13 protein-coding genes are annotated in these 14232 nt (G+C 62.2%); 3 read left to right on the top strand and 10 right to left on the bottom strand.

The window, feature by feature from the left end; genetic code table 11:
- Nucleotides 1-108 precede the first annotated feature (108 nt).
- Genes DSM104635_RS05670 through DSM104635_RS05660 form a run of 3 tightly spaced genes read left to right on the top strand, consistent with a single transcriptional unit; the run spans nucleotide 109 to nucleotide 3723 of the window.
- A complete protein-coding gene (locus DSM104635_RS05670; protein WP_158765273.1) occupies nucleotides 109-2190 on the top strand; it encodes an AsmA family protein in 2082 nt (693 codons plus the stop codon).
- A gap of 38 nt (nucleotides 2191-2228) precedes the next feature.
- Nucleotides 2229-3005, top strand: a complete 777-nt coding sequence (locus DSM104635_RS05665) for a nucleotidyltransferase (RefSeq protein ID WP_158765272.1) — start codon at nucleotides 2229-2231, stop codon at nucleotides 3003-3005.
- On the top strand, nucleotides 2989-3723 hold the full coding sequence (locus DSM104635_RS05660; RefSeq protein WP_158765271.1) for a metallophosphoesterase family protein: 735 nt from the start codon (nucleotides 2989-2991) through the stop codon (nucleotides 3721-3723). The genes DSM104635_RS05665 and DSM104635_RS05660 overlap by 17 nt, the downstream gene beginning before the upstream one ends.
- Here DSM104635_RS05660 and DSM104635_RS05655 read toward each other — a convergent pair.
- From DSM104635_RS05655 to DSM104635_RS05610, 10 genes are all read right to left on the bottom strand, one after another.
- Nucleotides 3720-4361 carry a Yip1 family protein gene (locus DSM104635_RS05655; RefSeq protein ID WP_158765270.1) on the bottom strand — a complete coding sequence of 214 codons (642 nt, stop codon included), beginning with the start codon at nucleotides 4359-4361 and terminating at the stop codon, nucleotides 3720-3722. The genes DSM104635_RS05660 and DSM104635_RS05655 overlap by 4 nt on opposite strands.
- Before the next feature lie 74 nt (nucleotides 4362-4435).
- Nucleotides 4436-5080: a Yip1 family protein gene (locus DSM104635_RS05650; RefSeq protein ID WP_158765269.1), complete on the bottom strand. Its 645-nt coding sequence runs from the start codon at nucleotides 5078-5080 to the stop codon at nucleotides 4436-4438.
- A gap of 103 nt (nucleotides 5081-5183) precedes the next feature.
- A complete protein-coding gene (locus DSM104635_RS05645) occupies nucleotides 5184-6473 on the bottom strand; it encodes an adenylosuccinate synthase (RefSeq protein ID WP_158765268.1) in 1290 nt (429 codons plus the stop codon).
- A gap of 640 nt (nucleotides 6474-7113) precedes the next feature.
- Nucleotides 7114-8445 (bottom strand): patatin-like phospholipase family protein, encoded by a 1332-nt coding sequence (locus DSM104635_RS05640; protein WP_158765267.1) that lies wholly within the window; start codon nucleotides 8443-8445, stop codon nucleotides 7114-7116.
- 66 nt (nucleotides 8446-8511) lie between these two features.
- Complete coding sequence (locus tag DSM104635_RS05635) at nucleotides 8512-9096, bottom strand: acyloxyacyl hydrolase (RefSeq protein WP_158765266.1); 585 nt, start codon at nucleotides 9094-9096, stop codon at nucleotides 8512-8514.
- A gap of 60 nt (nucleotides 9097-9156) precedes the next feature.
- The gene (locus tag DSM104635_RS05630) at nucleotides 9157-9756 is read right to left on the bottom strand and encodes an acyloxyacyl hydrolase (protein ID WP_158765265.1); all 600 of its coding nucleotides are present in this window, start codon (nucleotides 9754-9756) and stop codon (nucleotides 9157-9159) included.
- A 79-nt stretch (nucleotides 9757-9835) separates the two neighbouring features.
- Complete coding sequence (serA, locus tag DSM104635_RS05625; protein WP_158765264.1) at nucleotides 9836-11416, bottom strand: phosphoglycerate dehydrogenase; 1581 nt, start codon at nucleotides 11414-11416, stop codon at nucleotides 9836-9838.
- A 13-nt stretch (nucleotides 11417-11429) separates the two neighbouring features.
- Nucleotides 11430-11726, bottom strand: a complete 297-nt coding sequence (locus DSM104635_RS05620) for a dATP/dGTP pyrophosphohydrolase domain-containing protein (protein WP_158765263.1) — start codon at nucleotides 11724-11726, stop codon at nucleotides 11430-11432.
- 16 nt (nucleotides 11727-11742) lie between these two features.
- On the bottom strand, nucleotides 11743-12909 hold the full coding sequence (locus DSM104635_RS05615; protein WP_228445893.1) for a phosphoserine transaminase: 1167 nt from the start codon (nucleotides 12907-12909) through the stop codon (nucleotides 11743-11745).
- Between the two features lie 129 nt (nucleotides 12910-13038).
- On the bottom strand, nucleotides 13039-14055 hold the full coding sequence (locus DSM104635_RS05610) for a PhzF family protein (protein WP_158765261.1): 1017 nt from the start codon (nucleotides 14053-14055) through the stop codon (nucleotides 13039-13041).
- Nucleotides 14056-14232 lie beyond the last annotated feature (177 nt).

Here is a 14232-nt window from a genome sequence, read left to right as displayed (position 1 = left end):
CCCTCGATCTGGTAACACCATGCCACCAAGTCGCCCGCCCTCAAACGACGCGCATCGCCATTGGTCGCATAACGGGAACGGCCAGCTTTCCGCTGCGTTGCGGAACATATGGACACCGCGCCAAATCCGCCTCCCCGTTCGCGTCTCGCGTCGGCACGGGCCTGGGGCGTGCGCACGGGCGCGCGTGCGAGACACGGCGCTGCATGGACATGGGGCAAGGTTGCCGCGGCGCCGTGGAAACGGATCGGCATTTGGGCTGGCGGCGTCTCCGGCGTGCTCGTGATCGGGCTCGTGCTGTTCGTCACCTTCGCCGACTGGAATGCACTCAAAGGTCCGATCTCGCGCTTCGCATCGACAGCGACGGGGCGCGAAATCGTTATTCGCGGCGATCTCGACGTCGATCTGTGGTCCTTCACGCCGGACATCCGCGTCAGCGATCTCTACATCGGCAATCCGCGGCATTACGCTGATCGCGGCCAGTTCGCGCTCGTTGAACAAGCGGACGCTTCCGTCCGGTTGTTGCCGCTCTTCATCGGGCGGCTCGACTTCGTGCGGCTCGACCTTAACGGGGCTGACGTCTCACTGTATCGGAGCGCTGAAGGGATCTCGAACTGGTCGAGCCCCAATACCGGCCGCGGGCGTCAGTTCAATCTGCCAGCGATCCGCGAATTCTCGCTCAACGAAGGGCGGCTGCGCTACGAAGACGACAAGCGCCATTTGGTGCTCGACGCCACCTTCACGACCGCCGAGAGCGCCGATCGGCGCAATCCCGGCCGCTTCGAGCTCAATGGCGACGGCCGCATCAACGGCCGGCCGTTTACGCTCCAGCTGACCGGCGCGCCGCTGCTCAATGTGCGCCGCGATCGGCCCTATGCTTTCGATGCCGACGTCAACGCCGGCGGCACGCACATCAAAGCGGACGGGTCGATCCAGCGGCCGTTCGATTTCAGTGTTTGGCAAGCGAACATCGAAGCGACCGGTCCAGATCTCGCGGACCTCTATACGCTCACCGGCCTCGCGCTCCCCAATACACCGCCATACGATCTGCGTGGCGTGTTGCAGCGGCGCGGCCAAACCTTCGGCATGCCGCGCGTGGCCGGCCGCGTCGGTGACAGTGACGTGCGCGGTGATTTCACCGCGACGCGTCAGCGTAACGATCGCCTCATGCTCGACGGCGACTTCCGCTCGAATAGCCTGGACTTCGACGACTTGATGGCCGTGCTTGGCGGCCCGCCAAGTACTGATAGCGGCGAAAGCGCATCCGCCGAACAACGGCAAATGGCCGCCAACCTGGAGGCGCAGGGCCGGCTGCTGCCGGATGCACAGCTCGACATCAGCCGCGTCCGCAACATGGACGCGCGAGTCTCCTACCGCGCGGCGCACGTGCGCAGCGAACGCGTTCCGTTGCGCGGGCTCGCTGTCGATATCGCGCTGAACGAAGGTCTGCTCCGTCTAGACCCGCTAACGCTAGAACTGCGCCAGGGCCGGTTCGGCGGCGCGGTCGCGCTCAATGCGCGCGAGGATGTGCCGCGCGTGGACCTCGATATGCGGCTCTCGAATGCGCGGATCGAATCCATCCTGGTGTTCCGCAGCGAGACGCCGCCGATAACCGGCGCTCTGCTTGGCCGCGTTCAGTTGAGCGGCCGTGGCGGCTCCGTCCGCGACGCCGCGGCGAACGCGAATGGCGACATCTCGCTGGTCACGACATCGGGAGAAATTCGCGAAGCTTTTGCCGAACTCACGGGCATCAACGTCACGCGCGGTCTCGGCTTGTTGCTCAGCGAAGACCAGGGTAAAATCGACATACGCTGCGGCGTCGCGAGCTTCCGCGTCACCAACGGCGTCGCACAAGCCCGGAGCATCGTCATCGATACCGACACGATGCTGATCCGCGGCGACGGCACGGTCAGCTTGCGCAACGAAACGTTGGATCTCCGCATTCAGGGCGAACCCAAAGAAGCGCGTCTCATCCGCCTCGCGGCGCCGATCACGCTGCAGGGCCGCTTGCGTTCGCCCGAGATCGGCATCGAGGCTGGACCGATCGCGGGTCAAGGCGGGCTGGCGGCCGTGTTGGGTTCGCTCATCGCACCAATCGCCGCCGTGCTGCCGTTCGTTGATCCTGGCCTCGCCGAAGACGCGAACTGCGCCGCGTTGATCGCAGGCCGCGCACAGCCTCCGAGCGACGGCTGAGGCGGAACGAAAGTTCCATCCCGCCGTTCTCACAAGCCATGACAAGTGTTGCCGACCAAAGCTTTCAGCCGCCGCCAGAAGCGGAAGAGTTCTACATCGAGGGCCTGAAGCTCTTGGCGCAGAGCGATATCCCGTTCCTGCTGTCCGGAACGTACGCCGTGACGACGTACACCGGCATCGTGCGGCCGACGAAGGACTTGGACATTTTCTGCAAGGCCGGCGATTACCCGCGCATCCTCACCTTCTTTCAGGAGCGCGGTTACAAAATCGAAGTCGAAGACGAGCGTTGGATCGCGAAGATCTTCAAGGGAAAATACTTCTTCGATATCATTTATAGCTGCCGCACCACCGAGATCGCGATTACCGATGAATGGTTCGAGGATGCGCCGGAGATCGAAGTCTACGGCACCAAAGTCCGCATTATCAAACCCACCGAACTGATCTGGTCGAAAATCTTCGTGCAGGATCGCTATCGCTATGACGGCGCTGACGTCGCACACGTGATCTTACGGCAAAACGAAGCAATCGATTGGAAGCGCTTGCTCCGCTATATGGAGCTGCACTGGGAAGTGCTGTTCACTCACCTGGTCAACTTTCGCTACATTTATCCGAGCGAGCGCGATCTGGTGCCCCGCTGGTTGATGGATGAACTCATTGCGCGCATGCAAGCGCATCTCGACATGCCGGAGTCCAAGGTAAGAGTCTGTCGCGGGCGCCTCTTCAGCGCGCGCGACTACGTCACCGACATCACGGAATGGGGCTACGCCGACATGACCGGCAAGGGCCTCGAAGAACGGCATGACCCCGTCCACTGACAAGCGCCTGCGGGTAGCGGCGATCGGCGATCTGCACGTGCAGGAGTCGCGGACCGACTCTTACAAAGAGCTATTCCAAGAAATCGCGAGCGTGGCCGACGTTCTTGTGCTGTGCGGAGACCTCACCAATTACGGCAAAACCAGCGAGATCGAGCTGCTGGCTGACGATCTTGCCGGCATCCAGATTCCCATCGTCGCCGTTCTCGGCAATCACGACCACGAATGCGGCCAGCCTGAAGTCATCAAATCCTATCTCAGCGACGCGGGCGTGCGCGTGCTGGACAACGGTGAATCGTTCGAGATTGAAGGCGTCGGTTTCGCAGGATGCATGGGCGCGATGGGCGGCTTCGGGCGCGGTATGCTGTCCTCGTTCGGTGAGAAAGCCGTGAAGGCATTCGTGCACGAATGCTTGGAAGAGACCATGAAGCTGGAGACCAGCCTGCGCATGCTACGCACCGAGCGCGCGGTGGCGGTGCTGCACTATTCGCCGGTGGCCGACACACTTGAAGGCGAGCCGCTGGAGATATTCCCGTTCCTCGGCAATTCACGGCTCGCGCACACCGTCGACCAGTTCGACAATGTGCGCGCCGTGGTTCATGGCCACGCCCATCGCGGCGTACACAAGGGCAAAACCCCGAAGGGCACGCCCGTCTACAATTGCGCGCAGATGGTGGCGTTGGCCGCCACCGGGCGGCCATACGCGCTGATCGAAGTTTAGTACGGGTTCACGACAGGCATGCCCGGCACGCCGCCCATCGACATTTGCACGGCGCCGACAATCGCACCGATGACAAGCTGCACTACGATGGCAATCACGATGATGACGATCAGATACACCATCTTCTTGTCTTCGGGCGTCTTCATCATCTTCGGAAGGCCGACATAGAGCAGATAGAGTGAGTAGAGCCCGACCAATCCGAGGATCGATAGCGCCGGAAGGATCGCAAACACGCCGGCCAGGAATCCCGCTGTCGAGCCGTACGCCGCGAGTTGGTGGGCTTTGCCCATATTGGGTTGCGAACCGAAATTGGGCGCTAGCGCATTGGTGATGACTGCAAGCAGGTAGACGCCAACCAGCCCCATGATCACGCGCATCACGGCCATGACCGCACCGGTCACGATCGGTACTTTGTAGCTCGTGCCAAACACTGACATGCCGATGATCGACAGGCCGATGAAGGCGCAGATGGCCGCGAGCGCAGCCAACGGCAGAACGTAGCCGATGTAGATTTTTTGGACGTCCGCCGGTTCCGCATCGATGCGGTTCCACTCGGCGGCAGGCGTAAGCAGAATGTTCTTTACGCGATCAACTAGGCCGGCTGTCGTGCCGCCAACATTTTGAGGATCGATTGTCATAACGCTCTCCCGTGCGACGACTCGGCGGGATGCTACGGGCGATGTGTTAACGGGCCAACCGAAAACGCCCGGTCTCAACCGGTGACGCAACTCGCGAGCGAAAACAAAACGATGAAGCCGACCATTGTCGCGATCGTTACGGTTGCGGCGTAGCCCATGGATTGTTCCGGAGGCGCTTTCATCAGGATCGGCAGTCCGCGGAACATCAGGAACACCATCGCCGCCAGCGCGAACAACGACAGCCACCAGAGCGGCGGCCACAAGCTGAACACGCCAGACAGAAACGCCGGCGTCAGCGAATAGGCGGCGATCTTTTGCGAGCCCAGATCGTCCTTGTCGGCGTCGAAATTGTCGGCGACGGCGTTGATGAGCACGCCGAGAAAGAACACCAAGCCGATCGAGATGATCCAGGTGATGACGGCGCGGATCAACGCTTCTCCCGGCTCCACTTGCAGCATCCGGTTGAACAGCGAAGAGCCGATCAGATCGCACACCGGCGGAATGGCGGCGAGCGGCGCGACGTAACCCAGCAGAATGCTGGGGACCGTCGTCTCCTCGGCGCGGATTTGCTCCCATTCCTTCTTCGGATCACGCAGCAGCCCGTAGGCGCGCGACAAGATGAACTCCGACCTACGCATCGCCTGCTGTGCACGCGCCTTCGCATCCTCGACGCTGAAGCGGCGGTTGGCGGCTGGTTCGTTTTCGTTATCGGCAGACATTCTGCTCTCCGGCAGTCGGCAATCGGCAGTAGGCAATCGCAAAGGGAAAGGTCAACCCGACACACCGGTAATACGACTGCCGACTGCCCATTGCCGACTGCCGCTAGGCCTTGAACGGGTCGCGCATCAGAATGACGTCGTCGCGCTCGGGGCTGGTGGACACCAGCGCGGCCGGACAGCCGATCAATTCCTCGATGCGGCGGATGTATTTGATGGCGTTGGCCGGCAGATCCTTCGACGAACGCACGCCGCGCGTGGTCGCGTTCCAGCCTTCGAGCGATTCATAGATCGGCTTCACCGCCGCCTGCTCTTTCAGGCTCGCTGGCAGATAGTCGAGCGTCTTGCCGCCGACTTCGTAACCGGTGCAGATCTTGATCTCGTCGAAACCATCGAGCACGTCGAGCTTGGTCAGCGCGATGCCGTCGATGCCAGAAAGGGCGACCGACTGGCGCACCAGCACAGCATCAAACCAGCCGCAGCGGCGCGCGCGACCGGTATTGGTGCCGACCTCGCGGCCGACTTCGCCGAGGCGCTTGCCGATGTCATCGTGAAGCTCAGTTGGAAACGGCCCAGCGCCGACGCGTGTGGTGTAGGCCTTCACCAGCCCGAGCACGTAGCTGATCTTGCGCGGCCCAACACCGGAGCCCGCTGACGCTTGGCCGGCGGCGACGTTGGACGATGTCACGAACGGATACGTGCCGTGGTCGACATCGAGCAACATGCCCTGCGCGCCTTCGAACAGCACGCGCTTGGAATCCTCGAACGCCGCGTTCAGCACGCGCCACGCCGGTTGCGCGTATTTCAGCACGCTCGGCGCGATCTCGGCCAAGTCCTTCTTCAATGCCGGCACATCGATCTCCGGCAGATCGAGCCCCTTGCGCAGCGCGTTGTGGTGCGCGGTCAGGCGTTCGATTTTCCACGCGACAGCTTCGGGATCGGCGAGATCGGCAACGCGGATGGCGCGCCGGCCGACCTTGTCTTCGTATGCTGGCCCTATGCCGCGCTTGGTGGTGCCGATCGATGCCGCACCCGCCTGCGCTTCGCGCGCCGCGTCGAGATCGCGATGGAACGGCAGGATCAGCGCGGCTTGGTCGGAAAGCACCAGTTTCTCGGCGCTGATCTTCACGCCCTGTTTTTCGATCTTGGCGATTTCCTCGGCCAGCGCCCACGGATCGACGACAACGCCGTTGCCGATAATGGAAAGCTTACCCTGCACAACGCCTGACGGCAGCAGAGCGAGCTTGTATGTCGTGTTGCCCACGACGAGCGTGTGGCCAGCGTTATGGCCGCCCTGGAAGCGCACCACGACATCCGCGCGGTTGCACAGCCAATCAACGATCTTGCCTTTGCCCTCGTCGCCCCATTGTGCGCCGACAACTACTACGCCTGACAAACTAAACGCTCCGAGATAAAAAGCCTGCCAATCCCGCCCGGCTTCCTGGTTGTAATGGGACAGACTCGACCTGTGCGCAATTCAATCTGAACTCTGGTATGCATTCATTTGCCCGACGTTAGAGTAACCCAGGGGAGAGGCACTTTGTCACCACGCTTGGCCGCGATCGCCGCGGCTCTAACCGCGCTCCTTGGTTGTTCAGATCGCGCGACTGCCACCTCACCCCTGACGTTCCGAATCACCGGTGCTTGGGACTGTGCGTTCCGAATTCCCGGAACGGTCGAAGAGACTGCTACGATGACTTTCGCGGCTGACGGCACAGTTCGCGCAGACGGATTGACCAAGCTTCAGACAGCAGAAGGCGAGATGGTCGTCCGGGCGTATCGCAGGGCGAATTGGCAGCTTGACGGAGACTTACTAATTCAGCGCGACACACATCAAGAACTCCATGAAGTGTCTCTCAACGGCTCGGCGCTATCGTCTAATGATCCTCGGGTTTTGCGGATTAGGAATGCTCTCGATGCCCAAGCTGGCATGGAGACACAAATGATGATCACTTCCATAACGCCAAACGACATGGTGCTGAGTTTCCAAGGGCAAGGAAGCACCTGCACTCGGAAACCCTGAGCCAAACAACAAGCTACGTTTGTGGCTCTTGCGCAGTCGCACGCCGCCAACTAGGCAGATCGAACGATTGCGGCGGCCAATCCGGTGCGATCGCCGAGCCTTTGACGGGATTGGCCTCGTCGGTCGTTTCACGGCGGATCAGCTGCGCCGCACCTAGCGCTTCACCGGTGCGATAGAGGATGTCGAGCAGCTTCACATCCTTGATATCGAGCTTCCGGAGTTGCTCTACTTCCTTGCGATCCATGTCGGCGCCGCCCAGCAGCGTCTCGATGTGTTCAGGACGGCGGAATTCCTCTTCTTCAATCTCCAGCCGCGCATCGTAGCGCTGGAACGTCATGATCGGTTCGCGCGAGAGCAACGGCGTGTTGATCTGCATCCGCACTTCAGAATTGACGTGCCACGGAAAGCGCGGCCGCGAGAGCGCTTGCATCAACGTGATCTGCTGCTGGCAGATGTCGTGATTATAGCCCTCAAGCGCGGCCATCACTTTGCTGGAATACATCAGCCGCCGGAAGTCGCCGATGTTCTTGGCGCTGGACCGACGCTTGCGGTTTTTCTTCTCAAACCGCTTGCGCACATAGCCCGTGCCAACCGACCAGATCAGCAAATTCCCTTCACCCGTCGGCCAGTTGAACCCAAACGCCGGCTCCGTGACCGTCATCAACAATTGCTGCGCGGGATTGTTGTTCGGGCTGACGCCACCATCGAAAAAGTGACCATAACCAGCGACGCTACCGTTCTTCTTCCGCGCAAGCGGAATACGCACGTCGGCAAAGTACGTCGGCGCCGCGGCGGAGGCCTGCACCAGATCGCGCAGATAGAATTGCGAGTTCGGCACGCCGGTGCTGTCGGCCTTGGCGTTGAAGTAGCACCAGTCGGCATTGTTCACGACGATCCAGGCCGAACCGGAATCGATACGCTTGGCGTGAATCGCCAAGCCAGTTTTGAGCGCATCGGAGTTCAGCATCCTGTCGCCCAGATGCTCGTTCAAGCCTTGCGTCAGCGCCTTGTTCTTGAACGCCGGTATGAGCACGCGCAGCGGCCCCGGCACTTGCGGACGCTCAAAAATCGCCGGCAGCAGCTTGAAATAGAGATCGACCACCTCGCGTACGCGCCACTCAAGCGCCAGCGTCGTCGCGATAATCGCGCCCGTCGAGGTGCCGCCGATGAGATCGAAATAGTGGGCGAGACGGAAATTGTTCGGATCACCGCTGCGTTCGCCGAGCTGCCGCTCCAATTGCGCCAACACGCCAAGCGTCAACAGCCCGCGAGCGCCGCCGCCATCGAGAGACAAGATGCGTTTCGGACCAGGCCGCCGAAACCGTTCGCGCAAGTGTTCGCCCATCGCGTCCCCCCTTCTGGAAGCGCGGGCATACTAGCGGAACTCAGGAGCGCGGCAACGCGCCTGCGCTCAGTTGCCGAACTGGTAGCCGATACGAATGCCAGCCTCGTCCAAGCCCTGATTGCGGCCGCTCGCGAGAATCTGGCCGTGGCTCAGGTGCTCGAAGAAGGCTTGCACCTCCCATGGGCCTTCGAAATCGTAGGTGAGACCGATCGAGGTGCGAAACAGGGTTTCCGAACCCAACAGGACATTCTCGGCAGCGAAGTCCGCCGCTTCCTGGGTGCCGTTGGCAAACGGATTGTTGACCGCGCCGTCATGCACGACAACACCGAGGCCCGGCTCCAGCGCCCAATTGTCAGCGAAATTCCAGCGCCATTCGAGACCGCCGCCGCCGAAGCTGGTTGCGCCCGCGGTGTTAACCGACGCCATCAGATACGGCTGCGGAGATCCCGCCCAGCTCAGAAAGCCTGGCGAGTCGAACGAGACTTGAAACTCGACGTTGGGCCCGTCTTCTTTGTCGGCATTCTTGCAATTGGTGACGCAGATATTGTGCTGCATCACGCCGATATGAACTTCGTTGACGCCCGCTTGCGCCGCCGGCGCCATCATCAGCGCCGCACCGAACGCCGCAATCCCAGCCGCTTTTCCCCGCATCGATCAGCTCCCCACTTCCGTGGGCAAACCTAGCGCGCGCCGCGCGTACGTGGAAGCGGGTTAATCCGCTGAATCGGGGTCGAAACGGTAGGCCAACCGCAACCCAACATAGTCGAGCCCTTGGTTACGGCCGCTGTCGAGTATCTGGCCGTGGCTCATATGCTGCCAGTAAACCTGCGCGGCCACGCGATCGCCAAATTCCCGCTCCAACGCGAACGTTGTGCGAAAAAGGTCACGCGAACCGAGCAATTGGTTGTCGGCCTCGAATGCAGCGGCCTCCGGCGTGCCAGGAGCGAACTCATTGTCGATCACGCCGTCATGGACGATGTAGCCAAAGCCCGGCTCGAACGCCCAGCCATCGGCGAATTCCCAGCGCCACAGCAGGCCCACGCCGCCAAACGTGACGCCGTCCTCGGCGGTCGGTGTCGAGATCATCGCATAGGGCCGTGGCGAACCGATGATGTTGAGGAAATCCGGCGAGCTTGAGACCAGATCGATCTCGGCGTTTAGCGCGCCGTACTTGCCGCGCGTGATGTCGCCATGATCGGATCGAACGTTGCCGACGACGCCGAAGCGCAACTCCTCGACCTCGGCGTTGGCCGGTGCAATCAGGGCCGCGATCGCCACCAAAAGCGTCGAGCCAAACAGCTTCAGTTTCATAGACGTCCCCTCGCGAACGGGCGCACTTTGCGCGCCCGGCGTCGGGATGAACGCCGATAATGTACGCCGGTTCCCGCGCCTAAAACCGCAACAGCTTGGCGTAACGGACCTGTGGCAGGTTTTTGATCGCCGTGAGAACGCTATCGGACGGCGCTTGATCGATGCCGACCAGGGCGATGGCGTCAGCGCCGACGTCTTCGCGGCCGAGGTGGAAGGTGGCGATGTTCACGCCCGCTTCGCCCAGCAATGTACCAAGCGCGCCGATGAAGCCGGGCTTGTCGGAATTGTTGATGAACAGCATCGCCGGATGGAATGGCGCTTCGAGCTGCATGCCTTTCACTTCGGCGATCTTGGGCGCGCCAGCGACGACCGTGCCGCCCAGCGTGCGCCACTTGCCCCCGGTTTTCACTTTGATGCGGATCAAGCTGTCGTAGATCGGCGAGGCGTCGCGCGTGCTTTCCGTCAACGGCACGCCGCGTTCCTTGAGCAGCGCCGGCGCCGAGACCACGTTCACGTCCTGCAGCAGCGGACGCAGGATGCCTGCAAGCGCCGAGGCCGTCAGCGGCTTCATGTTGAGTTTGGTGACGTCGCCTTCGTACTCGATCTCGACTTCTTCCAGGCCTTCGTCAGCGATTTGGCCAGCAAACGCGCCGAGCTTCTCCGCCAGCGCAGCGAATGGCTTCAGACGTGGCGCTTCCTCAGCCGTGATCGAGGCCATGTTGAGCGCATTGGTGACGGCGCCGGTGAGCAGATAGTCGCTCATCTGCTCGGCAACCTGTAGCGCGACGTTTTCTTGCGCTTCGTTGGTGGACGCGCCGAGGTGCGGCGTGGCGATGAAGTTCGGCGCGCCGAACAGCACGTTTTCCTTGGCCGGCTCGATGGTGAACACGTCGAACGCGGCGGCGGCCACCTGTTCGCTTTCCAGCGCTTCGCGCAACGCCTGCTCGTCCACCAGGCCGCCGCGCGCGGCGTTGACAATGATCACGCCGCGCTTGGTCTTCGCCAGGTTCTCACGCGAGAGCACGTTTTTAGTTTTGTCTGTCAGCGGTACGTGCAGCGAAATCATGTCGGCGCGCGCCAACAATTCTTCCAGCTCAACCTTCTCGACCCCGATCTGCACCGCGCGTTCGGCGCTCAGGAACGGGTCGTACGCCACCACCTTCATCTTCAGCCCAAGCGCACGATCGGCGACGATGCCGCCGATATTGCCGCAGCCGATGAGCCCCAGCGTCTTGGCGTAAAGCTCACGCCCCATGAAGCGGTTCTTCTCCCACTTGCCGGCCTGGGTGGAGAGGTTCGCCTCCGGCACTTGCCGCGCGGCGGCGAACATCAAGGCAATAGCGTGTTCGGCCGTGGTGATCGAATTGCCGAACGGCGTGTTCATGACAACGATGCCCTTCGCCGTGGCGGCAGGGATGTCGACATTGTCGACGCCGATGCCAGCGCGACCGATGACTTTGAGGTTCTTCGCCGCCGCGATGATGTCAGCCTTCACTTTGGTCGCCGAGCGGATGGCGAGACCATCGTAATTGCCGATGATCTCCTTCAACTTCGCCGCGTCGGGGCCAAGCTGCGGCTGGAAATCCACCTCGATGCCGCGCGTCTTGAAGATGTTGACGGCGGCGTCGCTGAGTTCGTCGCTGATGAGGACTTTTGGCATATCTTCACTCGCTCTATTCGTGCTGGCCGACGCCGTCGCCGCTGAGGCGCCATTGCCGGTTACGGTTGACGTTCATTTTGGCGTCGACCTCGTCGGCGAGGTCCTTGCCGATCAGGCCCACGAGCCGGTGCAGCAGGATCACGACATCGGCCGCTTCGCGCCCGATCTCGTCGCAATCACCGGCGCGTACGGCTGCGTCGAGTTCTTCGAACTCGGCGCGCGCGCGTTGCGTCAGCACGGCGAAATCGCTGACTTCGCCGAACGTCTCCGCGCCCCATTGGACGATGCTTGCGCTGGTTTCGCGCGCCATAGCGGTGCTCCTGCGCTTAGCGCGCGAGATCGGAGACGAGCGTCTCGAACGCCCAATCCATCCACGGCGTCAGCGCCTCCACGTCGGACGCCTCAATCGTCGCGCCGCACCAGATGCGCAGGCCCGGCGGCGCCGCGCGATAAGAGGCCGCATCAAGTGCGACGCCCTCCTTTTCCAGCAACGACGCCAGTTTCTTCGCGAACTCCGCCTGCCCCTCGGCATCCAATCCGGTGACGCGCGGATCGACGACCTTGATGCAAACGCTGGTGTTAGATTGCGTCGCCGGATCGGCCGTCAGCGACTCCACCCAAGCCGTGCGCGCGATCCAATCCGTCAGCGCCTTGGTGCTGGCGTTGGCGCGGGCGAACAAGGCTTCGAGGCCGCCGATGCTTTCGGCCCATCTCAGCGCGTCAATATAATCTTCCGTCGCCAGCAACGAAGGCGTGTTGATGGTCGAGCCCTCGAAGATTTCGAGATCGACCTTGCCCTTCTTGGTCAGCCGAAAAATCTTCGGCAGCGCGCGATCCGGCGTGTAGCTCTCCAGCCGCGCAATCGCGCGCGGGCTGAGGATCAGCATGCCGTGCGCGCCCTCGCCGCCGAGCACCTTCTGCCATGAGAACGTCGTCACATCGCACTTGGCCCAGTCGATCGGCTGGGCGAACACGGCGCTGGTGGCGTCGTTGATGGTGATGCCTTCGCGCTTCGCGGCGATCCACGCAAAGTTCGGCACGCGCACGCCGGACGTGGTGCCGTTCTGCGTGAAGATGATATCAGCGTCCAGCCGCGCGGCCTTCAAATCCGGCAGCGCCCCATAACCGGCGGTGTGCACCTTGGCGTCGAGCTTCAGCTGCTTGGCGTCTGTCACCCATTCTTCGCCGAAGCTTTCCCAAGCGAAGATGTCGACCGGCCGCGCGCCCAACATCGACCACATCGCCATTTCGATGGCGCCCGTGTCCGAAGCTGGGACAATCGCAATCTTGTGCGTTTCCGGCACGCCCAGAATGGCGCGGGTGCGGTCGATCGCTTCTTTGAGCTTGGCTTTGCCCGGCTTGGCGCGATGCGAACGGCCGAGCGCTGCGTCTTTCAACGCATCAGTCGTCCAGCCAGGGCGTTTTTTGGTGGGTCCCGAAGAAAACCGGGGATCAGCCGGGCGTACTGCCGGCTTGGCGGGTATTGTCATCAACGTGTCTCCCATCCTCACAGATGGACGTCCGCCGTTGGGAGCGGATGGCCCGCCGACCGTGGTGCTCCGCTTCGCCTCTATTGTCTACTGCGGCGCATTGTTCGACCGCAGCGTCGGGAAATGATGCCGCTACTTCGTCACGACAATACGAGGCGCGGCTGGTTCGCCGGCTTCCGGCGGCGCCGGATGAGAGGTCGGCGGTGGCGGCGTGATCTCACCATCAAGGCCTGGCAACATCGGATCCTCGAAGATTGCCGGCAGTTCCTTAGCCTTGCGAGCGCGGCGCTTCTTGCGCTTGGGCGCTTCGGGATGATCCTCAAGCCGGTTGTGCAGACGCGCCAGCGAAGGATCGAGTTCGCCGCGCAAGTACACGGACACCTGCCCCAGGATGCGCACGCTGGACAGCGTCTGGATCGCGCGCATATAACCGCCGCGTTTGCTGGCCTGGTATCCAATGACGCTTTCGAGATCGAAGCGGTCGCACCAGTACGGCGCGGCGTCGGCAAACGCCGAACCCGTCACCGGATCTTCGTCGATGCCCGAGCCCGGCGCGAAGAAGCGCTGCACGAAATCGTAGGGCTTGCCCTCATCCGCCGGCGCGGTGACGACGAGATTGCCCTGGCGCGGCCCACGGATAACGCGATTGAGCGCGGCGATATCCGGCTTCAGCGCGACCAGCGTCGCTTCATCTTCCAGCACGACGTTGGCGTATTCGCCTGTGAAAGCGTCAATCAACTCAACGCCGCCCAATGCGGCCGCGACATCATCCTCCGGTGTCCACGGGCTGCGCTGCTTGCGCGGCAAATCAAGCGTGTAGCCTTCGGGCGTGTTGCGCACGATCAACGCCCCGGCGTGGGTATCAAACACCACGACTTCGAGACTGGTATCGACTTCGGAGAGCAGCATCGCGCCGGCCGCCAATGTGGCGTGGCCGCACAGCGGCACTTCGGTCGCGGGCGTGAACCAGCGCAGCTGGTAATTGCCCTTCAACCCCGTCGGCACCACGAATGCGGTTTCGGAGAGCTTGTTCTCGGTCGCGATCGCTTGCAGCACCGCGTCCGGCAGCCAACGCTCCAGCGGCACGACGGCGGCCGGATTGCCGGTGAACAGGCGGTCCGTAAAGGCGTGCACGATCCAGATTTTCATCGCGACAGATATGGCGGTTACTCGAGTTTCGGACCAGCAACGTAATCGCAGCAGGCGGCAAACAAGGTGAACCTTCCCCCTTGTGGGGAAGGTGTCGCGCGAATGCGCGACGGATGGGGGTAACGGCGGTGCTGTTTCAGAAAGCTGGCACCCGCACCCCCACCCCAGCCCTCCCCA

Origin of the sequence: Terricaulis silvestris, from assembly GCF_009792355.1 — a bacterium.
Classification (GTDB): domain Bacteria; phylum Pseudomonadota; class Alphaproteobacteria; order Caulobacterales; family Aquidulcibacteraceae; genus Vitreimonas; species Vitreimonas silvestris.
This window is presented reverse-complemented; position numbering and strand designations above follow the sequence as displayed.